The 24,864-nt window shown below is 36.0% G+C and carries 27 protein-coding genes; 26 read left to right on the top strand and 1 reads right to left on the bottom strand.

Going from position 1 to position 24,864, the window contains the following annotated elements:
* Positions 1-64: 64 nt before the first annotated feature.
* The 25 genes from efp (at position 65) to spo0A (ending at position 23,539) form a co-directional block, all read left to right on the top strand.
* Positions 65-622 carry an elongation factor P gene (efp, locus tag AN964_RS08735; RefSeq protein WP_055739309.1) on the top strand — a complete coding sequence of 186 codons (558 nt, stop codon included), beginning with the start codon at positions 65-67 and terminating at the stop codon, positions 620-622.
* Positions 623-758: 136 nt separating this feature from the next.
* On the top strand, positions 759-1,685 hold the full coding sequence (gene spoIIIAA / locus AN964_RS08740; RefSeq protein WP_055739310.1) for a stage III sporulation protein AA: 927 nt from the start codon (positions 759-761) through the stop codon (positions 1,683-1,685).
* Positions 1,682-2,197 (top strand): stage III sporulation protein SpoIIIAB, encoded by a 516-nt coding sequence (gene spoIIIAB, locus AN964_RS08745; protein WP_055739311.1) that lies wholly within the window; start codon positions 1,682-1,684, stop codon positions 2,195-2,197. Before spoIIIAA ends, spoIIIAB begins: the two co-directional genes overlap by 4 nt.
* Before the next feature lie 19 nt (positions 2,198-2,216).
* Positions 2,217-2,420, top strand: a complete 204-nt coding sequence (gene spoIIIAC, locus AN964_RS08750) for a stage III sporulation protein AC (protein WP_055739312.1) — start codon at positions 2,217-2,219, stop codon at positions 2,418-2,420.
* Between the two features lie 55 nt (positions 2,421-2,475).
* A complete protein-coding gene (gene spoIIIAD, locus AN964_RS08755) occupies positions 2,476-2,859 on the top strand; it encodes a stage III sporulation protein AD (protein ID WP_055739313.1) in 384 nt (127 codons plus the stop codon).
* Positions 2,860-2,889: 30 nt separating this feature from the next.
* On the top strand, positions 2,890-4,077 hold the full coding sequence (spoIIIAE, locus tag AN964_RS08760; protein WP_235950591.1) for a stage III sporulation protein AE: 1,188 nt from the start codon (positions 2,890-2,892) through the stop codon (positions 4,075-4,077).
* A 35-nt stretch (positions 4,078-4,112) separates the two neighbouring features.
* Positions 4,113-4,724 (top strand): stage III sporulation protein AF, encoded by a 612-nt coding sequence (gene spoIIIAF, locus AN964_RS08765; RefSeq protein WP_055739314.1) that lies wholly within the window; start codon positions 4,113-4,115, stop codon positions 4,722-4,724.
* Between the two features lie 4 nt (positions 4,725-4,728).
* The gene (gene spoIIIAG / locus AN964_RS08770) at positions 4,729-5,388 is read left to right on the top strand and encodes a stage III sporulation protein AG (RefSeq protein WP_055739315.1); all 660 of its coding nucleotides are present in this window, start codon (positions 4,729-4,731) and stop codon (positions 5,386-5,388) included.
* A gap of 12 nt (positions 5,389-5,400) precedes the next feature.
* A complete protein-coding gene (locus AN964_RS08775; RefSeq protein WP_055739316.1) occupies positions 5,401-5,949 on the top strand; it encodes a SpoIIIAH-like family protein in 549 nt (182 codons plus the stop codon).
* A gap of 232 nt (positions 5,950-6,181) precedes the next feature.
* The gene (accB, locus tag AN964_RS08780; protein WP_055739317.1) at positions 6,182-6,688 is read left to right on the top strand and encodes an acetyl-CoA carboxylase biotin carboxyl carrier protein; all 507 of its coding nucleotides are present in this window, start codon (positions 6,182-6,184) and stop codon (positions 6,686-6,688) included.
* A gap of 13 nt (positions 6,689-6,701) precedes the next feature.
* Positions 6,702-8,051 carry an acetyl-CoA carboxylase biotin carboxylase subunit gene (accC, locus tag AN964_RS08785; protein WP_055739318.1) on the top strand — a complete coding sequence of 450 codons (1,350 nt, stop codon included), beginning with the start codon at positions 6,702-6,704 and terminating at the stop codon, positions 8,049-8,051.
* 22 nt (positions 8,052-8,073) lie between these two features.
* Entirely contained in the window at positions 8,074-8,484 is a 411-nt protein-coding gene (locus AN964_RS08790) for an Asp23/Gls24 family envelope stress response protein (protein ID WP_055739319.1), read from the top strand.
* Positions 8,485-8,916: 432 nt separating this feature from the next.
* Positions 8,917-9,309, top strand: a complete 393-nt coding sequence (gene nusB, locus AN964_RS08795) for a transcription antitermination factor NusB (RefSeq protein ID WP_055741189.1) — start codon at positions 8,917-8,919, stop codon at positions 9,307-9,309.
* Between the two features lie 257 nt (positions 9,310-9,566).
* Positions 9,567-10,433 (top strand): bifunctional methylenetetrahydrofolate dehydrogenase/methenyltetrahydrofolate cyclohydrolase FolD, encoded by an 867-nt coding sequence (folD, locus tag AN964_RS08800; protein ID WP_055739320.1) that lies wholly within the window; start codon positions 9,567-9,569, stop codon positions 10,431-10,433.
* A 163-nt stretch (positions 10,434-10,596) separates the two neighbouring features.
* Complete coding sequence (gene xseA, locus AN964_RS08805; protein ID WP_055739321.1) at positions 10,597-11,952, top strand: exodeoxyribonuclease VII large subunit; 1,356 nt, start codon at positions 10,597-10,599, stop codon at positions 11,950-11,952.
* Complete coding sequence (xseB, locus tag AN964_RS08810) at positions 11,945-12,169, top strand: exodeoxyribonuclease VII small subunit (RefSeq protein ID WP_055739322.1); 225 nt, start codon at positions 11,945-11,947, stop codon at positions 12,167-12,169. Before xseA ends, xseB begins: the two co-directional genes overlap by 8 nt.
* 28 nt (positions 12,170-12,197) lie before the next feature.
* Positions 12,198-13,058, top strand: coding sequence for a polyprenyl synthetase family protein (locus tag AN964_RS08815; RefSeq protein WP_055741190.1), 861 nt, complete (start codon positions 12,198-12,200; stop codon positions 13,056-13,058).
* Positions 13,059-13,418: 360 nt separating this feature from the next.
* Complete coding sequence (gene dxs, locus AN964_RS08820) at positions 13,419-15,311, top strand: 1-deoxy-D-xylulose-5-phosphate synthase (RefSeq protein ID WP_055739323.1); 1,893 nt, start codon at positions 13,419-13,421, stop codon at positions 15,309-15,311.
* A gap of 2 nt (positions 15,312-15,313) precedes the next feature.
* Positions 15,314-16,153, top strand: a complete 840-nt coding sequence (locus tag AN964_RS08825) for a TlyA family RNA methyltransferase (RefSeq protein ID WP_055739324.1) — start codon at positions 15,314-15,316, stop codon at positions 16,151-16,153.
* Between the two features lie 167 nt (positions 16,154-16,320).
* Positions 16,321-16,770, top strand: coding sequence for a transcriptional regulator AhrC/ArgR (gene ahrC / locus AN964_RS08830; RefSeq protein WP_055739325.1), 450 nt, complete (start codon positions 16,321-16,323; stop codon positions 16,768-16,770).
* Positions 16,771-16,954: 184 nt separating this feature from the next.
* Positions 16,955-18,670 carry a DNA repair protein RecN gene (recN, locus tag AN964_RS08835; protein ID WP_055739326.1) on the top strand — a complete coding sequence of 572 codons (1,716 nt, stop codon included), beginning with the start codon at positions 16,955-16,957 and terminating at the stop codon, positions 18,668-18,670.
* A 162-nt stretch (positions 18,671-18,832) separates the two neighbouring features.
* Entirely contained in the window at positions 18,833-18,991 is a 159-nt protein-coding gene (locus AN964_RS26305) for a hypothetical protein (RefSeq protein WP_161809225.1), read from the top strand.
* Between the two features lie 611 nt (positions 18,992-19,602).
* Positions 19,603-20,862, top strand: coding sequence for a group II intron reverse transcriptase/maturase (ltrA, locus tag AN964_RS08840; protein ID WP_055737770.1), 1,260 nt, complete (start codon positions 19,603-19,605; stop codon positions 20,860-20,862).
* Positions 20,863-21,166: 304 nt separating this feature from the next.
* Positions 21,167-22,462 (top strand): SpoIVB peptidase, encoded by a 1,296-nt coding sequence (gene spoIVB / locus AN964_RS08845; protein WP_437177100.1) that lies wholly within the window; start codon positions 21,167-21,169, stop codon positions 22,460-22,462.
* A 288-nt stretch (positions 22,463-22,750) separates the two neighbouring features.
* Positions 22,751-23,539, top strand: a complete 789-nt coding sequence (gene spo0A / locus AN964_RS08850; protein ID WP_055739328.1) for a sporulation transcription factor Spo0A — start codon at positions 22,751-22,753, stop codon at positions 23,537-23,539.
* Between the two features lie 51 nt (positions 23,540-23,590).
* Here the strand turns inward: spo0A and AN964_RS08855 are convergent, their stop codons facing one another.
* A complete protein-coding gene (locus AN964_RS08855; protein ID WP_055739329.1) occupies positions 23,591-23,791 on the bottom strand; it encodes a cold-shock protein in 201 nt (66 codons plus the stop codon).
* Positions 23,792-24,080: 289 nt separating this feature from the next.
* Here AN964_RS08855 and AN964_RS08860 point away from each other — a divergent pair, with 289 nt between their 5' ends.
* The gene (locus tag AN964_RS08860) at positions 24,081-24,821 is read left to right on the top strand and encodes a glycerophosphodiester phosphodiesterase (protein ID WP_055739330.1); all 741 of its coding nucleotides are present in this window, start codon (positions 24,081-24,083) and stop codon (positions 24,819-24,821) included.
* Positions 24,822-24,864: the final 43 nt, after the last annotated feature.

The raw sequence follows: 24,864 nt of genomic DNA on the forward strand, positions 1-24,864 counted from the left end.
TGGATGCACGGGTGAAATTTCAGCACCATAGGATTGTCATATAAACGAGGAGGAAAAGAAAAGCATGATTTCTGTAAATGATTTTCGTACAGGTCTAACAATCGAAGTGGACGGAGGAATTTGGCGTGTAATGGATTTCCAACACGTAAAACCAGGAAAAGGTGCAGCTTTTGTCCGTTCAAAACTACGTAACCTAAGAACTGGCGCAATTCAAGAGAAAACTTTTCGCGCCGGCGAAAAGGTAGAAAAGGCTCAAATTGATAACCGCAGAATGCAATACTTATATGCAAACGGTGATTCTCATGTGTTTATGGATAATGAAACATATGAACAAATTGAATTGCCTACATCTTCTATTGAATATGAATTAAAATTTTTAAAAGAAAATATGGAAGTAAACATTATGATGTTCCAAACAGAAACACTAGGAGTAGAGCTTCCTAATACAGTTGAGTTAACTGTTACAGAAACGGAACCAGGTATTAAAGGAGATACTGCTTCTGGCGGTTCTAAGCCAGCTACAGTGGAAACTGGTTTAGTTGTTCAAGTTCCTTTCTTTGTAAATGAAGGCGACAGGCTAATTATCAATACTAGTGATGGTTCTTACGTTTCAAGAGCCTAAATAAATGAAAAATGAAAGTCGAAGAAATCGAAAGCAATTTCGATTTCTTTTTTTATGCCTATTTTTCCAAGTCATAATTTTGATAGAATCGAATACATTTAGTATCGGGAGGGCTGTACAAAAGGAGGAATCAGTGATGGAAAACATATTAGCCTTATTGCCAAAAACAATTTCCGGAAAAATACAAGAATTACCGACTCCCATCCAAGATTCGTTAGAAGAAATTCGCATCCGAATTAGTCGACCTTTAGAGGTAATAGCGAGGAATGAACCATTATTCCTCCCCTATATAGTAAAGGAAGAGGATGCTGAGCAATTCATGAATCGAATTGCCAATCATTCCTTCTATACTTTAGATGAAGAATTAAAAAAAGGCTATATTACCGTTGATGGAGGGCACAGGGTTGGCCTTGCGGGTAAAGTAATCCTAGAAAATGGTTATGTAAAAGCAATTAGAAATTTATCCTCCTTCAATATAAGGATTGCAAAGGAAAAGATAGGGGTTGCGGAAAACTTTATTCCGTACCTATATCAAAATAGATGGCATCATACAATGATAATCGGTCCTCCACAAACGGGGAAGACCACTTATTTACGGGATATTGCCAGACTCATTTCAACTGGCTTAAAGGACAAGCACATTCCACCAATGAAAGTAGGAATTGTCGATGAGAGATCGGAAATCGCGGGCTGTGTGCGAGGTGTTCCCCAATTACAATTCGGTCCTAGAGTGGATATACTGGATGCTTGTCCGAAGGCTGAAGGTATGATGATGATGATTCGCTCTATGAGCCCTGATGTATTAATAGTAGATGAAATTGGACGAGAGGAAGACAGCACAGCAATTATGGAAGCTATTAATGCGGGAATCATTTTAGTGATGACCACTCACGGAAATTCCCTCGAAGAAATTCAAAAAAGACCTATTTTAAAAGAAATTTTGCAGTTAGAAGTTTTTGAGAGGTATATAGAGTTATCACGCATGAACGGACCTGGAACGATAAAAAAAATTAGAGATGGCCGCGGTAAAGAATTGACATTTAAAGCAGGTGTTTCAACTTGATAAAAATTATTGGTGCCATTTTTATTATATTTTCAACCACTTGGGCAGGATTTGAAATATCTAAACATTTAACAGAGCGACCTAAACAATTACGATGGTTTAAATCAGCATTGCAATCACTTGAAGCAGAAATTATGTACGGCCATACTCCATTGCATGAAGCAGCAAGAAAGCTTTCAACTCAATTTCCGAAGCCACTTTCCATTTTTTTTTCATCCTTCTCTGCCAAACTTCTTACCGTCGAAACGACTGTAAAAAATGCATGGGAATCAAGCTTGCAAGAAATTTGGAAGATGACATCCCTAAAACAAAATGAGTACGAGATATTAACTCAATTTGGAGAAAACTTAGGAAAGCATGATCGCCTTACTGAGCAAAAAAATATTAATCTTACCATTACGCATTTGGAAAGGGAAGAAGCGGATGCGCATGAAAGGCAGCAGCGTTATGAAAAAATGGTGAAGAGTATGGGGTTTTTATCAGGTCTATTAATTGTCATTTTATTGATGTAGTGAGTAGGGAGGAGAAATAGTGGGGATTGATGTTGATATCATATTTAAAATCGCAGGAGTCGGAATTGTTGTCGCATTTCTGCATACCATTTTGGATCAAGTTGGCAAAAAAGAGTATGCCCAATGGGTAACGCTATTCGGCTTTATATATATCTTGTTTATGGTTGCCTCTATCGTTGGTGATTTATTCGGAAAGATAAAATCTGTATTTCTATTTCAATAGAACATCGTAAGATTTTTATTTTATATGAAAAAGGGAGGGCTTAAGAATTGAAATTATACAGATAGTGGGAATATCTCTCATCACAACCTTTTTAGCCTTGATTATTAAGGAACAAAAGCCTAATTTTGCTTTTCTATTAGTATTATTTGTAGGTTGTGCTATATTTCTATTCCTTGTAGACCAATTGAGAGAAATCATTCATATGGTACAAAAAATTGCTTCAAATGCAAATGTAAATACTATCTATGTCGAAACTATTTTAAAAATTATCGGAGTAGCTTATATTGCAGAATTTGCCTCCCATATCTCTAAGGATGCTGGTCAAGGTGCAATGGCAGCGAAAGTAGAATTAGCAGGAAAAATAATTATTTTAGCAATGTCTATACCAATATTAAGTGTACTTATTGAGACTGTCATCAATCTTATTCCAAGCGGATAAGACGGACAAGCAATAAAGAGGTGAAACGAATTGCGGCAATGGATGCAGTTATTAATAGTATTATTCCTATTTTTTATTGGACAAAACACGGTATTGGCAGCTACTGATGAAAATAAAGGAGAAGCTTTACAAGACGAGCTCGTGAATAAACAAATGGATGATTTAGGAATAAACGATCTAACAGGATATTGGCAAAAGATTGTGGATGAGTACGGAGGTTTTCTACCAGACAGTCAAAAAGGCAGCCTAGTTGATTTTATTAAAGGAGACAAAAGCTTTTCCTTAAATCAATGGTTTCATGGAATTCTTAAGTTTATGTTTCAGGAAATTGTGATGAATGGGAAGTTGCTGGGGTCCTTGATTATTTTAACCATATTTAGCTTATTTCTTCAATCCTTGCACAATGCATTTGAACAAGGGACTATAAGCAAAGTAGCTTATTCGATTGTTTTTATGGTATTGATAATTATTGCTCTCAATAGCTTTCATGTTGCAATTAATTATACAAAAGATGCGGTTAGTATGATGATAAATTTTATACTGGCGCTAATACCATTACTTTTAGCTCTAATTTCTACTTCTGGAGGGATAGCATCTGCTGCATTTTTCCATCCTGTGATTATTTTCCTCATGAATACAAGCGGCATTCTCGTCCAATATGTTGTTCTGCCACTTCTTTTATTATCAACCTTGTTAAGCATTGTCAGCACGCTTTCAGAACAATATAAAGCAACCCAATTAGCACAACTATTAAGAAATTGCTCTATCGGTTTATTAGGAATATTTATGACGATTTTTTTAGGGGTAATTTCCGTGCAAGGAACTGCAACGGCGGTAACGGATGGTATTTCCATCCGAACAGCAAAATTTGTAACCGGAAATTTCATCCCTGTCATTGGAAGGATGTTTACCGATGCTGCGGATACAGTTATAAGTGCCTCTGTTCTATTGAAAAATACATTGGGGCTAGCGGGTGTAGCAATTGTCTTAATTATTGCGGCATTTCCTGCCATAAAAATTCTCACGTTAGCCTTTATGTTTAAATTTACAGCCGCAATCCTTCAGCCAGTTGGAAATGGTCCTGTCATAGCATGCTTAGATACAATCAGCAAAAATATGATCTATGTATTTGCGGCACTAGCCATTGTAGCGATTATGTTTTTTCTTAGTCTTACCATCATCATAACGGCTGGAAATATAACGATGATGATGCGATAAGACATGAATAAATTTAACAGAATGGAGGGAACTCCATGCATTTTTTAACGGAATGGATCATGAACATTATTGTGTTTATCCTTTTAGCCATGATTGTGGACATGCTGCTCCCAAGCTCTTCGATGAAAAAATATACAAAACTAGTCACCGGATTATTATTAATCGCTATTATCCTGACGCCAGTTTTGAAAATTTTTTCGCAGGATTTTGATAGTCTTATGGCACAAGTATCCGCCAAATCGTTTGTAAACAAAAATCAAGTAGAAAATTCAATAGAAATGAAAAAAAAAGAAATACAAGCCTCCCAAGATGCATATAAATTAAAACAAGTGGCTGTCCAAATGAAAAAAGATGTAAATAAGGAGTTGATAGACCGTTTTGGAAAAAGCATAGATGGTGATATCTCCATTACGATGAAAGATTATAGCAAAGTATCTGTAGACAATATCGATAAAATTATCCTTTATTTGAAGGATGTAAAGGATGAAACGGCAATAGCAACCATTGAACCTATCAAAATTGATACGCAAAAACCAGTTGATAATCAAAATTCCGCAGAAACGCAAAGTATTAGTACATTCTTAACTAAACAGTGGAACTTAACGAACCAATCGATAGAGCTACATTTTGAAAGGGGGAACAGGTAGCTACATGAGCGAAAATAAAGGGCCCTTCGACTGGATAAAAGAAAAGCTTTTTTCATCAAAAGAGAACCAAGGAAGCGGGAAAAAAAATAATAGGCTTCAATATTTCTTAATTCTTCTGCTCTTTGGGATTGCTATCATGCTAATCAGCAACATCTGGAATAAAAGCCAAAACGATAATTCCACACCTGTCTTTAACCAGCCAAGTAATCAAAAAGATGTTGCAACTTTTGGAACTGGTTCATCGAAGAAACAAGCTAAATCGATGAAAGACTACGAGGAACAGTACGAAAGTGAATTAAAAGATGCTTTGGAACAAATAGACGGTGTCGGCAAGGTAAAAGTAGTTGTGAATGTTGGATCAACGGAAAGCAAAGTGTATGAAAAAAACACCACCACTCAAAATCAAACAACAACGGAAACAGACCGAAATGGCGGTGAACGAAAGGTAGAAGATCTTTCTCAGGATGAAAAGCTAGTAATCATCCGAAATGGAGAAAATGAGACTCCTATTGTTACAGAAACAAAGAAACCAAATATCGCTGGTGTCCTTGTCGTAGCAGAAGGGGCAAAAAATATAACTATTCAAAGATGGGTGAAAGAAGCAGTAGCTAGAACATTTGATGTTCCAGATTATAAGGTAACGGTTTTACCGAAAAAAAATTAAGGGGGATTTAAAATGTTACTTAAAAAACAAACAGTTTGGTTATTAACAATGCTTAGTCTAGTCGTAGTTCTATCAGTCTACTATGTTACTTCTGATCCAAAAACAAATAATGATTTGGCGATGGTAGATAAAAACGGAAAAAATACTAGTGATAAAGCCAATTCTACAACATCTAAAAAAGATGGAAAAGTAAATATTTCAACACAAGTTGCAGGGGATCAGGCATTTGAAGCAATGCGCATTTCAAGAGATGATGAAAGAAGTAAATTACAAGAACAATTAACAAATAAATTGGCCACTACAAATTTATCCGCAGATGATAAAAATAAAATATATGATGAAATGCAAAAACTTAAAGACACAGCACAGCAGGAACAAGCATTAGAGACATTAATAAAATCACATGGTTATAAAGATGCTTTGGTTGAATCTGACGGCACAAATATTAATATTACAGTAAAATCCAAAGAACAGAGCACAGCTGCGGCAAACGATATTATAAAACTTGTTGAACAGCAAATTGGAAGTTCTCCACAAGTAGCTGTTGAGTTTCAAAAATAAGGGAAAATAAATTTCCCTTTTTTTGTTTTTTTATTAATTTATATTACACTTTTTCCAGACGGTTGAATTTTTAATCTATGTTATCGTATGATATTAATAGTTAGTCCTAATATTTGTTACCCTATTTTTTTTAAAGAAAGTTTATTATTATATAAATCTGGGTAACAGCTACCTTAAAATCAGCATGGAAATACTATTCGTATCGTTCCATAAATTTTAGAAGAGGTGTAATATGTTTAAAATTCAAGAAATACGCGAAATTATTAAACTTGTTGATCAGTCAAGCATTGATGAATTTGAATTTGAAGGCGAAGGTGCTTCAATAAAAATGAAAAAACGTTCTGATGTAGCTGTAGTTGAAACGCAAGTCGTTGCTCAACCAGTTCAGCAACAAGTAGTACAAAGTGTACCGCAGGTTCAGGCAGCTGCACCAGTTGAAAATGCAATGACAAATCGTGTTGATGGAAAGGTAGAGCAAGCTCCTGCACAAGATGCAAACTTACATAAAATTGTTTCTCCAATGGTAGGTACTTTCTATCAATCACCATCACCTGATAAAGATGCCTATGTAAAAGTAGGATCACAAGTAAAAAGCGACTCTATTGTATGTATTGTGGAAGCGATGAAGCTTTTCAATGAGATTGAAGCAGAGGTTGAAGGAGAAATTGTGGAAATCCTAGTAAAAGATGGACAACTTGTTGAATATGGACAACCACTATTCTTGGTAAAGACGAAGTAAGGAGCGATCATCAGTGATAAAGAAAATCTTAATTGCTAATCGAGGAGAGATTGCTGTCCGGATAATTCGTGCATGCCGTGATTTAGGAATAGAGGCAGTATCTGTTTATTCTGAAGCAGATAAAGAAGCTCTTCATGTTCAGATGGCAGATGAAGCTTATTGTATTGGTCCAAAAGCTTCAAAGGATAGTTATTTAAATTTTACAAATATTATCAGCATAGCAAAATTAACCGGTTGTGATGCAATACATCCAGGTTATGGGTTCCTAGCTGAAAATGCAGATTTTGCAGAGCTGTGCAGAGCTTGCAACATTATCTTTATTGGTCCAAGCCCAGAGGCAATCTCTAAAATGGGTACGAAGGATGTTGCCAGAGAAACAATGAAAGCTGCTGGAGTACCAATCGTACCTGGATCACAAGGAATTATTGAGAGTATTGAAGAAGCAATTGAATTAGCAAACAAAATAGAATATCCAGTTATTATCAAAGCCACAGCAGGCGGTGGTGGAAAAGGAATTCGTGTTGCTAGAACAGAAGAAGATCTTATTAAAGGAATCAATATTACTCAGCAAGAAGCGGCAACAGCATTTGGTAATCCAGGTGTTTATATTGAAAAATACATCGAGGATTTCCGCCATGTTGAGATTCAAATTATGGCAGACCAACATGGGAATGTTATTCACTTAGGGGAGAGAGATTGCTCTATTCAAAGACGATTACAAAAATTGCTTGAAGAAACACCGTCTCCTGCATTAACAAGTGAAATTCGTGAGAAAATGGGTGAAGCTGCTGTTAAAGCTGCCAAAGCGGTTGATTATTCCGGCGCAGGTACAGTAGAATTTATATATGATTACAATCATCAAAAGTTTTACTTTATGGAAATGAATACTCGTATTCAAGTAGAACATCCGGTAACAGAGCTTGTAACTGGAGTGGATTTAATTAAAGAAATGATATTTGTTGCCTCTGGTAAACCGCTATCTTTAAAACAAGAAGATGTGACGTTTAATGGATGGGCAATTGAATGCCGTATTAATGCGGAAAATCCCGAGAAAAACTTTATGCCTTCAGCAGGAAAAATTAATATGTACTTACCGCCTGGTGGTTTAGGCATTCGTGTGGATTCCGCAGCATATCCTGGATATACAATACCACCTTATTACGATTCCATGATTGCAAAGGTTATTTCTTATGGAGCTACTAGAGAAGAAGCGATTGCCCGAATGAAACGTGCTTTGAGTGAATTTGCTGTTGAAGGCGTTCACACAACCATTCCGTTTCATTTGAAATTGTTGGAAAATGAGGTATTCGTATCCGGGGACTTTAATACGAAGTTTTTAGAAAAATATGATGTAATGAAATAATGCTCTATGGAGGTGTTTGATCATGGTAGAAACAAATCCAATGCTAGAGATGGAGACAGTAAATAATGATCTTGGAAAAGTGGAAATTGCTCCTGAGGTCATAGAGGTTATTGCGGGCATTGCAGCATCTGAAGTAGAAGGTGTTGCTTCAATGCGAGGAAATTTTGCAACTGGTGTGGCAGAGCGTTTAGGCCGGAAAAATCATGGCAAAGGTGTAAAAGTCGATTTAGCTGATGATGGTATTAAAGTGGACGTGTACTGTATTATGAATTTTGGAGTATCGATTCCGACTGTTGCTGGGAAAATTCAAGATAATATTCGTCAGGCTTTAATTAATATGACAGCTTTAGTTGCCGATGAAGTTAATATTCATATTGTAGGGATACAATTTGAAAATCAAAAGCATGAAAGTGAAATAGATGAACTTTCATAATTAAATGAGGTTATCATTTAAGTGTCTGTCACCATGGTTACTTCAATATGTAGGATGAAACATTCTATTTATTGATGATGGTGTCAGGCACTCTTTTATTTTTCTGAAAACTATATTTGCTTTATAGATTTTTATAAACCATTCGGAGTTTCTCCTTTTTATGAGGCAGTTTTCGTATTAATTTTGGTTTTTCCTCATTTGTTATAAATCCTAATTAGTCCTTGTTTTGGGGTATCTTTTCTTACCATGTTTCTTCATGTTTAACCAAATAAGATGTTACCTAGAATTTTTCGAATACAAAAGCAACAGTATAAGAAAAGAGCCTTTTATGATATTATCTTTTATGGTAACACTTTGAATGTAATACAATAAATTTAAAGCATAAAAAGATATACCTCACATTATTTCAATTAAAAGGAGAAATACATAATGATGAAAAGAAGAACGGCTCGTGAAAAAGCTCTTCAGGCATTGTTTCAAATAGATATGAATGAAGCGAATCCAGAAGAAGCCATGGAAAATATCCTTCAGGGTGCACCTGTAGATCCTTATCTTTCCGAGCTGGTACATGGAACTTCAAAAAAAATAAAGGAAATTGATGAAATCATTTCCAATCATCTTGAAAACTGGTCTGTTAATCGTCTTGCAAAAGTAGAATTAAATATTTTACGGTTAGCGGTGTATGAATTGAATTATGTTGAAGATGTCCCGTCAAATGTGGTAATTAATGAAGCTTTGGAAATTTCTAAACGATTTGGGGATGAAAGGTCCAGTAAATTTATTAACGGTGTCCTATCAAAAATTAAAGAAAATATTAATAAGTAGTATTTTACTTCTCTGTTTAGTCGCTTAAAGAAAGACATCAGAAGAAAAATGCAAACGCTGCAGCACTGGCGTACGGAAATTTTCGTCTTCGATGCAAGATGTAGGAAACACGATCGTGGACGATTCGATGCTGGCTTATCCTAGGGAGAGGACGTACAAGTCCCTAGCTGCTTGCGCTAGACAAAGAATCTCATGAAATAATTTATATGGTAAAAAACATAAAATGAATTATTATTTCAAATAAGGGGATGGATCGATTGTCAGCGAAAATCATTGATGGTAAAAAAATTGCTGAAGATATTCGTCAGGAAATAAAGAGTGAAGTGGAAGTATTAACGAAAAGAGGAATTATTCCCGGTCTTGCAGTCATTTTAGTCGGAAATAATCCTGCTTCCAGGACGTACGTAACGAATAAGCAAAAAAGCTGTCATGCATTAGGGATGAAATCGGTGTTAATAGAACTAAGCGAAGAAGTCACAGAGAATGAATTACTTGAAAAAATTAAAGAACTAAATACAGACAGTTCTATTCATGGTATCTTAGTGCAGTTACCCTTACCGCCCCAGATTAATGAGAAGAGGGTTATTGAAACGATTATTCCGAAAAAAGATGTCGATGGATTTCATCCAATTAATATTGGGAAAATGATGACAGGGCAAGATACATTCTTGCCATGTACACCATTTGGCATTATGGAAATGATCAAACACGAAGGAATTTCTATTGAAGGAAAACATGTTGTCGTTATAGGTAGAAGTAATATCGTTGGCAAACCAGCAGGTCAATTATTTTTGAATGAAAATGCAACTGTTACCTATTGTCATTCAAGAACAAATAACTTATCCTACTACACCAAGCAGGCAGATATTCTTGTTGCAGCTATTGGAAAAGCGAAATTTGTGACAGAAGACATGGTAAAAGAAGACGCTGTTGTCATTGATGTAGGGATGAACAGGGATGAATATGGAAAGTTATGCGGGGATGTGGATTTTGAGCATGTTAAAACGAAAGCTTCTTACATAACACCTGTTCCAGGTGGAGTCGGACCGATGACTATAACCATGCTGCTTTCTAACACATTGAAATCCGCACAGAACGATTTTCATCATCGCCAACAAAGGTAAAAAAGTGTATAATAATAAGAAAAAGCTGTCTTCCAAAAAAATGCAGGAAGCAGCTTTTCTTCAAATAATAAGAAAGTTTGTTATTTTTAATTTAAATTATTTAACGAGTTAATCTTTGTCTAGCGCAAGCAGCTCTGCGCTTTACATAATTGAAGGTGTTATAATGTCAAATCCAAATTATTTAAGCGTTCAAGCATTAACAAAGTATATAAAAAGAAAATTTGATGCTGACCCTTATTTAACAGATATCTATGTTAAGGGAGAAATTTCAAATCTTAAACGGCATTCAAGCGGACACATCTATTTTACATTGAAAGATGCAAAAGCACGTATTCTATCTGTTATGTTTTCTTCAGCAGCTAAAGAATTAAAATTTGAACCGGAAAATGGGATGAATGTATTAATCAGGGGCTCGATTTCCGTTTATGAAGCAAGTGGTCAGTATCAAATTTATGTGAAAGAAATGCAGCCTGATGGAATTGGCGGGCTTTTTTTAGCTTATGAGCAGCTCAAGGAAAAACTAGAAAATGAGGGACTTTTTTCTTTGGAAAGAAAACGTAAAATTCCTCCATACCCGAAAGTAATCGGGGTTATTACTTCACCGACTGGAGCTGCTGTCAGGGATATAATTACGACCATTAGAAGAAGGTATCCGATTGGAGCCATTAATTTACATCCTGCACTTGTTCAAGGGGAAAATGCCGCTAAATCGATTGTTCAAGCAATTCAAAAAGCAAACGAATTAAAGCAGGCAGATGTGCTAATTATCGGACGCGGTGGCGGATCAATAGAAGAATTATGGGCTTTCAATGAAGAAATTGTTGCCAGAGCTATTTTTTCATCGAATATTCCGGTCATCTCAGCGGTTGGACACGAGACAGATTTTACGATTGCTGATTTTGTTGCTGATCTAAGGGCACCGACGCCAACTGGTGCTGCTGAACTTGCTGTTCCGCATATTGAAGAATTAATGGAACGATTATTGAATAAAAAATCCCGTTTGATAAGAGGAATATCAGATATTTATCGTCATGAAAAGAAACGTCTTGACTTTATTAAACGTTCTTATATTTTTAAAAACCCTCAGTTACTATATCAACAAAAAATGGAACATATTGATCGTTTAACGGAAAAATTAACGCGAGAAAATCATTTATTATATGAGCGGGCAAAATCGGAGCTGCAGTTTTTGAAACAACGGCTTTATCGAAATCGGCCTTCTGAACAATTAAAACGGGAAAAGGACTCCTGCACACGATTAACAAAGGGTCTTCAAAAAAACTTAAATCTCATTTTACAATATAAACAGAAGGATTTTTCCCAAATGGTAAGCACTTTACAAGCGTTAAGTCCTCTGAAAATAATGGATAGAGGGTATAGTGTAACCTATACAGAGAATAAGACTTTACTTAAAAGTATTTCTCAAGCGAACAGAGGCGATTCCATTTTAGTGAGAGTTTCAGATGGTACGTTAAATTGTACCGTTAAGGAGATAGAAGGGAGTTTAAACGATGAGTGAAAATATTACATTTGAAGAAGCTATGGAAAAATTAGAAGTCATTGTACAACGATTAGAAGAAGGGGATGTACCTTTAGAAGAAGCATTAAATATTTACAAGCAAGGGATGGAACTGTCCAAGCTTTGCCACGATAAATTGAAAAATGTTGAAGAGCAATTAGCAAAGGTAATTACAGATGATGGGGAAGAGGAGTTTATCATCAAGGAGGACGAGTAAATTGAGTGCAACTGAGCTGAATGTATTTATGAAGCAATACATTGTTCAAATTGAAAAGGAACTATCAAAGTATATTGCAGTATTAAATGCTCCGTCTATCATTAAAGAAGCTATGGATTATTCTTTACAAGCAGGAGGAAAAAGAATCCGCCCCATATTACTTTTATCCACTTTGCATGCTTTAAAACAAGATATTAATAAAGGCTTGGCGTGCGCATGTGCAGTAGAGATGATCCATACCTATTCGCTTATTCACGATGATCTTCCTGCGATGGATAATGATGATTTGCGAAGAGGAAAGCCTACCAATCATAAGGTTTACGGCGAGGCAATTGCAATTCTTGCCGGAGACGGATTGTTAACGTATAGCTTTCAACTAATCGCAGAAGATCAACAACTTACTCCAACTGCTAAATTAGAACTAATGAAACTGTTGTCCATTGCCGCAGGTGCGGAAGGAATGGTGGGCGGACAGGTTGCAGATATGCAAGGTGAAAATACTACATTGTCCATCGATCAATTAGAATATATTCACGCAAATAAAACAGGAAAACTAATTAGCTTTTCTGTAATGGCAGGGGCATTGATCGGTGGTGCGACCCAGAAACAGCAGGAACTCTTTGAAAAATATGCTAATCATATTGGGATAGCCTTTCAAATTAGAGATGATGTTTTAGATATTGAAGGAAATCAAGATGTTGTCGGAAAAACTATTGGAAGTGATGTTACAAACCATAAAAGTACATACCCATCACTTCTTTCGCTAGAAGGAGCTAAGGAACGTCTACAATATCATATTGAGCAAGCGAAGGGAATTTTAAGACAAACAGGATTACAAACAGATCTTCTTTCCCAGATGACAGATCTGATTGCTGTTAGAGATCATTAAGACTCCTTGTTGGGTCAATTGAGTAAAAATGGATGTTATGATATACTATCCATACATTGCTCTATACATATTTTAATGCTGAATCATGATTTATGTCGAATGTGTTGCCGTTATCACATTAGTGTTAGCGGCACTTTTTCCATTAAAATAAATAATATAGGCTATTATTGTAGAAAATGAAATTATTAATGGCTCTTTTCATAAACTTTGTTGTTTATGTAATAGAAGATCTTATAACCGTAGTTTTTATGAAAAGATACCCCCGAAACTAAGACTAGTTTAGGATTTAAAACAATTTACGAAAACAGCTATAATATAATCATTTATAAAGGAATTAATTATGAAAGTGAGTGATCCATCATGGATCTATTATCAATTAAGGACCCATCCTTTTTAAAGAATATGAATATAGAGCAATTAAAAGACCTTAGTGAGGAAATCCGTCATTTTTTAATTGAAAAAATTTCCAAAACAGGCGGACATATCGGCCCGAACCTGGGTGTTGTAGAATTAACCCTTGCTTTGCATAAATGCTTTGATAGTCCCAATGACAAAATATTATGGGATGTAGGGCATCAATCATATGTTCATAAAATATTAACGGGCCGTGCAGATCAATTTGATACATTAAGACAATATAAAGGACTCAGCGGATTTCCGAAAATGGCTGAAAGTGAACATGATGTATGGGAAACCGGACATAGTTCTACTTCCTTATCTGCTGCAATGGGAATGGCAATAGCAAGGGATATCAAAGGGGAAAAATCTTTTATTGTCCCTGTTATCGGTGACGGTGCTTTAACAGGCGGAATGGCACTTGAAGCTTTGAATCATATTGGCCATGAACAAAAAGATTTAATTGTGGTATTAAATGATAATGAAATGTCAATTGCACCTAATGTTGGTGCTCTTCATAATGTGTTGGGAAGATTGCGGACAGCAGGAAAATACCGCTGGGCGAAGGATGAACTAGAAAATCTCCTTAAAAAAATTCCTGCAGTAGGCGGAAAACTGGCAGCAACCGCTGAAAGAATTAAAGACAGTCTAAAATATCTGGTTGTGTCCGGCATCTTTTTTGAGGAATTAGGATTTACTTATTTAGGTCCTGTCGATGGTCATAACTTTGAAGCTTTATTTGAGAATTTTCAATATGCCAAAAAAACAAAAGGTCCAGTTCTTTTGCATGTCATTACCAAAAAGGGGAAAGGGTATAAACCTGCGGAGAATGATACGATTGGAACATGGCACGGAACAGGTCAATATAAAATTGAAACTGGCGATTTAATTAAGCCTGTGAATGCGCCTCCAGCATGGAGCAAATTAGTTAGTGATACTGTATTAAAACTTGCTAAAAAAGATAAACGTATTGTGGCCATTACTCCCGCAATGCCTGTTGGTTCCAAGCTCGAAAAATTTGCGGAACAGCTTCCCGATCGGATGTATGATGTAGGAATTGCCGAGCAGCATGCTGCAACAGTAGCTGCAGGATTGGCTACTCAAAAAATGAAGCCTTTCCTTGCCATTTACTCAACATTTCTGCAACGTGCATATGATCAGGTTGTTCATGATATTTGCCGTCAGAACTTAAATGTTTTTATTGGTATTGACCGGGCAGGGTTAGTAGGAGCAGATGGGGAAACACATCAAGGTGTTTTCGATATTGCCTTTTTGCGTCATATTCCGAATATGGTGATTATGATGCCGAAAGATGAAAACGAAGGCCAGCATATGGTGAATACCGCAATTAAATATGATAATGGACCAATTGCCATGAGATATCCCCGCGGAAATGGGGTTGGAGTTCCGATGGATGAAGATCTTAGACAAATTCCAATTGGCACTTGGGAAATATTACGAGAAGGTACTGAAGCAGCTATATTAACATTTGGAACTTCCATACCAATGGCAATGGAGGCAGCGGATCATTTATTAAAGAAAGGATATTCTGTTAAAGTGGTCAATGCCAGGTTCATTAAACCATTGGATGAAAAAATGCTAAGAAGTATTTTAGATCAAAATATACCGATTTTAACAATTGAAGAAGCCGTCCTTCAAGGCGGATTCGGAAGCTCTGTAATAGAATTTGCACATGACAATGGGTATTATCACAATGTTATTGACAGAATGGGAATTCCAGATCAATTTATAGAGCACGGAAATGTAGATAAATTATTAGAGGAAATTGGGTTTACAGCAGAAAATGCCGTTAAAAAAATTATCTCGATTTCTCCCAAAAAACAAAAAAGGGCATAATGATGAAGATGAAAAAGCAGCGATTAGATATACTTCTTGTGGAAAGAGGCCTTATAGAAACAAGGGAAAAAGCGAAGCGGGCGATTATGGCTGGCCTCGTTTTTTCCAACGAAAATCGTTTAGATAAACCTGGGGAAAAAGTGAATGAAGATATCCCTTTAATGATAAAAGGGAATGCACTTCCTTATGTTAGTCGAGGCGGATTAAAGCTTGAAAAGGCATTAAAGGTTTTTAATGTTAATATTCAGGATAAAATTTTATTGGATATTGGGGCATCGACAGGCGGTTTTACGGACTGTGCATTGCAAAATGGAGCAAAAATGTCTTATGCACTGGATGTTGGATATAATCAACTCGCATGGAAGCTTCGGCAAGATGAACGGGTTATCGTTATGGAAAGAACTAATTTTAGGTATGTAACCCCTGCGGATCTAGCGGGTGAAATGCCTAATTTCGCAACCATTGATGTATCCTTTATTTCACTTTCCTTAATTTTTCCTGTTTTAAAAACATTATTAGTTCCTGACAGTGACATTATTGCGCTTATTAAACCCCAATTTGAAGCTGGAAAAGAGCAAGTGGGAAAGAAAGGGATTGTACGCGACAAGAAAGTACATGAACAAGTAATTGATAAGATAATTGGATTGGCGCTTGAATTAGGTTATAACACCGAAAATATTTCGTATTCCCCTATAACAGGCGGAGAAGGAAATATAGAGTTTTTAATCCATTTAAAATGGTGTGGAGAGTCTCAGGAAAAAGGAAATAATCTAATACCTGTTGGAATTAAACAACTTGTGGAAGAAGCACATATGGAATTATCAAAAGGAGCATCTCACTGATTGCTTCTTTTTTATGATATAAGAATGAATAAATTTTGTAACTAGCTCCATGTGGCTAGGCAGATGAGCAAGGTGCTTTTCTTATCTGTGTACATTTATTTTAAAATAAGCTAACATGTTGATAAATAGAGAAATTATTTATGATTCGTGTATGAGGTGGTTTTTGGATGAGTAAGGGTCAACGTCTAATTAAAATAAGAGAATTAATAACCACATATGATATTGAAACCCAAGATGAATTAGTAGACCGATTGAAGAATGCGGGATTTAATGTAACGCAAGCGACAATTTCACGAGATATTAAGGAGCTTCATTTAGTAAAAATTCCTTTAAATGATGGGCGATACAAATATAGTCTGCCTGCTGATCAAAGATTTAATCCTTTACAAAAATTAAAAAGAAATTTAACAGATGCTTTTATTAGCATCGATCATGCTGGGCATTTAATTGTTTTAAAAACCTTGCCGGGAAATGCTCATTCTATCGGCGCATTGATTGATATTCTTGATTGGGAAGAAATAGTAGGTACTCTATGTGGAGATGATACATGCCTTATTATATGCAGGGATCAGGAAAAATCAAAGAAAATTTCTGAAAAAATATTAGACATGCTTTAATAAAGGCTCTTTTCTTTAAGTTTTTTTGCTTGTTTAATCAATATTTCTTAAATTTCTATGCTTATAAAATGGCTTCTGTTTAAGAAAAGCCCTGAAACTAATACAATTTTAGTTTTTTTGTGCAAAGAGCGAAAAGCAATAATATATACGAAAACAGCCCTAATAATATTGAGGTGACAATGTCTTGTTACAAGAATTAACCATTAGAAACTTTGCGATTATTGATGAGTTAAACTTATCGTTTGATAAAGGATTAACAACGATAACCGGAGAAACCGGTGCAGGTAAATCCATAATTATCGATGCCATTCATTTACTTGTCGGCGGAAGAGGATCTGTAGAATTTATCCGTCATGGGGAAAAAAAAGCCGAAATCGAAGGACTTTTTACCATTCAAAGCAATGAACATCCATGTATAGAGCGAGCGCGTGAATTTGGCATCGAAATAGAAGAAGGGATGATGGTTCTTCATCGTAATATTTCCACTAACGGAAAAAATGTTTGCAGAATTAATGGTAAGCTCGTTACTATTTCTGTATTGCGGGAAATAGGGAGCACATTAGTGGATATTCACGGTCAGCACGAGCACCAGGAATTAATGAATGAATCGTTGCATTTACATCTGCTTGACCAGTATGGGAAAGCGGACATTGAAAAAGCTATAGCTAATTACAGTGAAGTTTATAAAAATTATGAACAAACATTATCTCGTTTAAAAAAGCTAAGTGAGAACGAACAACAAATGGCTCATCGGTTAGATCTAATTCAATTTCAGCTGAAAGAAATACATAATGCAGATCTTCGGTTAAATGAAGATGAAGAACTTTTGGATGAAAAAAGAAAGCTGATGAATTTTGAAAGATTATTTGATGCGTTAAAAACAAGTTTCGACGCGTTGCAAGGAGAACAGCGGGGACTTGACTGGGTGAGTTTGTTAATGAGTCAAATGGAAACTGCAGCCGAACTAAATAAGGAATACGAGCCGATGCTTGAAGCGGTATCAAACTGCTTTTATACACTTGAAGATATTACAAGAAATTTAAGTGATGAGCTGGACAAACTAGAATTCCAACCTGATCGCTTAAACGATATTGAAAGCCGTTTAAATGAAATAAATCAATTGAAACGCAAATATGGACAATCCATACAAGGAATATTAGAGTATGGTGCGAGAATAGAAGAGGAAATTGAAACGATTACCAATCGTGAAAGTCACATCCAAAAATTACAAAAAAGTTTATCCACAATGCAAAAGGATTTGTTCCTCGAAGGCAAACAGTTAAGTGATTTACGGCATATTTGGGCAAAAAGACTGACGGAAGCTATTTCAAACGAATTAAAGCAGCTTTACATGGATAAAACTATTTTTGAAGTTAGATTCCATCAAAGCGCAGAGAATTTCTTGGACATGCAAGATATTCCTTTCAGAAAAGATGGTTTAGATATAATTGAGTTTTATATTTCAACAAACCCTGGAGAACCTTTGAAACCACTTGCAAAGGTAGCCTCTGGCGGAGAACTTTCCAGAATGATGCTGGCATTAAAAACGATATTTTCTAAACATCAAGGAATTACTTCCATCATTTTTGATGAAGTGGATACTGGTGTAAGCGGTCGTGTTGCCCAGGCTATCGCAGAAAAAATACATCAAATTTCTACGAATTCACAGGTATTTTGTATTTCACATCTTCCTCAAGTAGCGGCTATGGCTGATACCCATTTATTTATTCGCAAGGAAATGGCAGACGGAAGAACAAGAACAAGTGTAAAGCTATTATCACATGATGAAAAAATCACAGAAATTGGCCGTATGATTTCCGGAGTGGAAATTACCGATGTAACGAAGGAACACGCCAAAGAATTAATTGAACTAGCCTATGCAACTAAAGCGACTAATTAATAATAATAAACAAAAGCCATGAAACTTATTTCTAATAGATTTCATGGCTTTTTCCATTCTTGAAAAATTTTCTAACTTATATAAATTTTTACAATTATAAGCAGGTTATTTAAAGAAAATGTAGAATATTGTTAATAATTAATTTTAAAGGGGGTGTTCTGCATGAAAAAGGTAGTTGGTTCTGCTGCTGGTGCTTTTTTAATTTTAAGTTTATTGTTTTCTTCGACTGCAAGTGCCAGTCCGCCTAACTATGATCGTGATCATGATGGAGGCGGCGGAAATCCAAATTGCAATAAGTATGGCCAATGTATAGCGCCATAATTTATTTATTTCTGAAAAGTACCTTGAATTAGAGGTACTTTTTCTTTATTGTGCGCCCGGCATGGGTGTAGTCTCTAGGGTGAAAGTCCCGAACTGTGAAGGCAGAAGTAGCAGTTAGCTTAACGCAAGGGTGTCCGTGGTGACGCGGAATCTGAAGGAAGCGAGCGGCAAACTTCCGGTCTGAGGAACACGAACTTCATACAAGGCTAGGTATCATTGGATGAGTTTGCAATACAAAACAAAGTCCTTTCTGCCGAAGGTGATACAAAGTAAATGAAGCAGATAGATGGAAGGAAAGATTGCACTCTTACCCGGGGAGGTCTGGTTGATACGCCAAGTACACTTGGTAACCTATCTAGTAATGGATAGCTGAACAATCAGAAGTCAGCCGAAGTCGTAGTACTTGGTTTGCTCGAGAGAATCAAGGAAGGACTGAACCATTTTAGGAGAACAAACACTCGGCAAACGGTTCTTTATGTATGAAAGCAGAAAATTCTTACGGAACCTACCTGAAAGGAAGAAATGGTGAATTCCATGGGGGACTTCGGGAGGGCTTAGTAAAGAACCCACTTAATGAGAATGTATTGTTCACGTAGAAAGGATAAATCTCAATGTTAATGGAACGAATGCTGTCACGGGAAAATCTTTTACTGGCATTAAAGCGAGTAGAAAAGAACAAAGGAAGTCATGGAGTAGACAATATGTCCGTAAAAGACCTACGAAGACATATTCTCGAAACGTGGGATACACTTAAAACATCCTTAATGGAGGGTACTTATCAACCTTCTCCTGTCCGTCGGGTTGAAATCCCAAAACCGAACGGTGGAGTAAGGTTATTAGGTATCCCAACCGTGACAGACCGTTTCATCCAACAGGCGATTACTCAGATTTTAACCCCTATCTTCGACCCGACTTTTTCAACACAGAGCTATGGTTTTCGACCAAACAAACGAGGTCATGACGGTGTTAGACAAGCGAAGAAATATATCGAAGAGGGATACCGATGGGTAGTCGACATGGACTTGGAGAAATTCTTTGATAAAGTCAATCATGATAGATTAATGCGGACTCTATCCAAAAGGATTCAAGACAGAACGCTCCTATCACTAATTCGGAAGTATCTACAGTCTGGCATTATGATTAATGGAGTCATAACGAAATCCGAGGAGGGTACGCCCCAAGGTGGACCATTAAGTCCTTTACTCTCCAATATCGTTCTAGATGAACTAGACAAAGAGTTAGAAAAGAGAGGGCACAAGTTTGTCCGATACGCAGATGATTGTAATATCTACGTAAAATCGAGAAGAGCCGGAGAGCGAGTAATGGACTCGATTACTACTTTCATTGAATTTACTCTAAAACTAAAGGTGAATCGAGAAAAGTCAGCTGTAGACAGACCTTGGAAAAGAAAGTTTTTAGGTTTTAGCTTCACATTTCATAAGAAACCGAAGGTGCGGATGTCAAACCAAAGTATTCAACGTGTCAAGAAACGGATACGAGAATTAACTTCAAGGTCAAAACCAATTCCAATGGATTATAGAATAGAGAAGCTGAATCAATATTTGATTGGCTGGTGCGGATATTATGCATTAGCAGATACACCCACTATTTTCAAAGAATTAGACGAATGGATTAGAAGGCGTCTCAGAATGTGCCAATGGAAAGAATGGAAGAAACCAAAAACCAAAGTAAGAAAACTCATTGGATTAGGGATTCCAAAAGAGAAGGCATACGAATGGGGAAACTCTAGAAAGAAATATTGGAGAATAGCCAGAAGCCCAATCCTACAGAAAACCCTCACAAACTCCTATTGGGAGATGCGAGGGCTGAAGAGTCTTTATGTGAGATATTCTCAACTACGTCAGACATAAATGGAACCGCCGTATACGGAACCGTACGTACGGTGGTGTGAGAGGTCGGGGGTTAGTCACCTCCTCCTACTCGATTATTAAGTGAAATACGAAAAAATAAATAAATATCAATCATCCGTTGTTTCTTATGGTTATTCAATTGTTATTACTATCCATAAAGGGTAGCTTTTTTTCATCAGCTTGTGTTATATTTCGAGCATTTCAAGGCTAAATTAAAACTGTAGCAATTAAAAAGAAAAAGGCTTATTTCTGCTACAAAAGATAAATAAAAAGATGAAATAAGTGTGGACTAGAAGCGAGGAGAGTGAAAAGTTTGAAATGGGAACTTCTTAGAAAATTGTTAGGTGGATTTCTCCTTGTTTCACTATGTTTTATAGGGTTTTCAAAACCTTTTCAAGACTATCTCCACATTCCAAAAAGTGTCACCCTCATTCAGGGTGATGAAATAAATTTCTCAAAAGCTGCTGAAGTTTCGGCGAATATTAATCCTTCCACGGAACATGTGAATGTACATGAAGAAAAAAATTCTCTTGCGATAAAAGGGAAAAAAGCCGGGCGAGATGAAATACTGTTAGAATTAGCAGGTTTGCCGATAAAAAAAGTTGACGTCAAAGTATTAAAAAATTTTCGAGTCATTCCTGGTGGACAATCAATTGGAGTTAAATTAAATTCAAAGGGTGTGCTAGTGGTCGGGCATCATTTGGTTGATACCAAAAATGGCAAAGTATCACCCGGGGATCAAGCAGGTATCAAAGTAGGGGACATCATCACAAAATTAAATGGTCATACCATTGAAAAAATGTCAGATGTAGCTCCATTTGTTCAGCAAGCTGGGGAAAATGGAACTGCCCTGAAGGTAACTATTCAACGCGATTCTGGAAAATTTAATACAGAAATTGAGCCACAAAAAGATGAAATGGAAAAAATTTATAAATTAGGATTGTATATCAGAGATTCCGCTGCCGGAATCGGTACCATGACATTCATTGATCCGAAATCAAAAAAATATGGAGCATTAGGACATGTTATTTCGGATATGGATACAAAAAAACCAATTGTTGTAGAAAATGGCCAAATTGTAAAATCAACTGTCACATCCATTGAAAAAGGTAGCAATGGTAATCCTGGTGAAAAACTGGCTCGATTTTCATCTGACCGAGAAGTAATTGGTGATATCAAACAAAATAGTCCATTTGGGATATTTGGTAATTTACACAAGGTAATCAAAAATGGTAATTATGATAAACCTTTACCTATTGCCTTATCTGATCAGGTAAAAGAAGGTCCGGCAAAAATATTAACCGTTGTAAATGGTGATAAGGTCGAGGAATTTGACATAGAAGTAGTCAGTACTATTCCTCAAAAGTTTCCTGCAACTAAAGGAATGATCATTAAAGTAACGGATCCTAAACTCCTTGCTAAAACGGGAGGAATAGTGCAAGGGATGAGCGGAAGCCCCATTATCCAGGATGGAAAATTAATAGGTGCTGTCACTCATGTTTTTGTCAATGATCCAACTTCCGGGTACGGAGTTCATATTGAATGGATGTTAAACAAGGCCGGGATAAACATTTATAATGAGAAAGAAAAAGCAAGCTGACAGAGCCATCTCTTCAGCTTGCTTTTTTTTAATTCCATTTTCATATTTAAAATGCTTAACGCCATAGTTAATTTTTTGTAAAATATGTTATGATAAAAATAAAGATTTTTCGACAAAATTAACATATTGTATCGAAAACGGTCGAAAACGAGAGAAATTTAAAGAAAACAAAAGAAAAACTTATTTTTTTGGGAAATTTTCAATAAATAGAAGGATTTTAAATGGAATTGTCGAAAATGTTTATAGTACAAAATTGAAAAGGGATTAAAACTGAGGAGGAAACTGCTAGTGAAGAAAATTAAAGTATTTGTAGTGGATGATAACCGAGAGTTAGTTTCATTATTAGAGGAATTTATTTCTTCTCAAGATGATATGGAGATAACTGGTGCAGCCTATAATGGCCAAGAATGTTTAGAATTAATTGAGGATGCTGCTCCAGATGTACTTATACTAGATATTATCATGCCTCATTTAGATGGACTAGGCGTATTGGAAAAAATCAAAGAATTAAATCTATCCTCTTTGCCTAACGTGATTATGCTGACTGCCTTTGGACAAGAGGATGTAACGAAAAAGGCTGTTGAACTTGGTGCATCGTATTTTATTTTAAAGCCATTTGACATGGAGAATTTAGCAAATCAGATACGTCAGGTAAGTGGAAAAGGAAGCTCTGTTATAAAAAGAACATCATCATCCATTAGAACTTCCGGTGAAACAAAAACGAAAAATTTAGATGCAAGTATCACAAGTATTATTCATGAAATTGGTGTGCCTGCCCATATCAAAGGCTATCTATATTTACGGGAGGCTATCTCCATGGTATATAACGACATTGAGTTATTGGGATCTATTACAAAGGTACTTTATCCAGATATCGCGAAAAAATACAACACTACTGCCAGTCGTGTGGAAAGGGCTATTCGCCATGCAATAGAAGTTGCTTGGAGCCGTGGCAATATCGATTCCATTTCCTCCTTATTTGGATATACTGTTAGCATGTCTAAAGCAAAACCAACAAATTCAGAATTTATCGCAATGGTTGCGGATAAGTTACGGTTAGAGCATAAGGCAAGTTAGGAATAAACAAAAAACAGACTCGAAAAGAGTCTGTTTTTTTGTTTTTGGAAATTAGTTTTTTTGAACGTTAGCAGCTTGAGGTCCGCGTGCTCCTTGTTCAATGTCAAAAGTTACTTTTTGGCCTTCATCAAGTGTTTTATAACCTTCGCCTTGAATCGCTGAGAAGTGAACGAATACATCGTCTCCGCCTTCAACTTCGATGAAGCCGAAACCTTTTTCGCTGTTAAACCATTTTACTGTACCTTGTGTCATTTTATTTCCTCCTAGTGTGTAAACACACAATGTATTACTATCCTTGCTCAAGTGATATTAGGCGATAAGTTATAACACTTTCTCTTTCCTTACATACCGAACAAAAATAATTCCCTTTAAGAATATCAGTTTATGCAAAAATAAGCAAGTATGACGTAGTTACTATGACTTGAATTTTAACAAATGAAAGTATATATTTTTTAAAACAATAATTTGGAATTTCTTCATGTTCATTATTCAAACCATATAATAAAATGTAGGAAAGAAAAAATGTTAAGGATGTGACAGCATGACTCTTATTTTTGCTCACCGTGGTGCAGCCGGTACATATCCAGAAAATACAATGGATGCATTTATCGCAGCAGAAAAAAGTAATGCCGATGGGATTGAACTAGATGTTCAACTTTCAAAAGACGGTGAGATTGTAGTCATCCATGATGAAACGGTTAATCGAACCACGAATGGAAAAGGATTTGTTAAAGATTATCTTTTAAAAGATTTGCAAAAGTTAAATGCCAGTTACCAGTCAAAAAGTCTTAAAACTTTATTTAAGGCACCACATATTCCTTCATTAAGGGAAGTTTTCGAATGGATGAAAACAAATAACCTCTTATGCAATATTGAATTAAAAACAGGGAAAATCGAATATCCCTTAATAGAGGAAAAAGTCATTCAATTAATTCGGGAGTATCATTATGAAGAAAGGATTATTATTTCTTCCTTTAATCATTATTCGATTATCCATTGTTACCGTTTGGCACCTGAAGTCGAAATCGCGCCATTATATTCAGATGGGCTGTTCATGCCTTGGATATACGCTTCCTCTATTCATGCTAAAGCAATCCATCCGAATTATAAAATTGCACCGGATGATATCATTACTTCTGCAATGGAATATGGAATTCAGGTTCGTCCCTATACAGTAAACAAAGAAAAGGATATCAATAGGCTTTTAAAGCTGTCCTGTTCTGCTATTATTACAGATTTTCCAGAAGAAGCAATTCAACTAAGAAACGCTTATACAAAATAAAAAAATCTGCATATCTAAAATGCAGATTTTTTTGTATAAGCGC

It is taken from the genome of Heyndrickxia shackletonii, assembly GCF_001420715.1.
GTDB lineage: Bacteria > Bacillota > Bacilli > Bacillales > Bacillaceae_C > Margalitia > Margalitia shackletonii.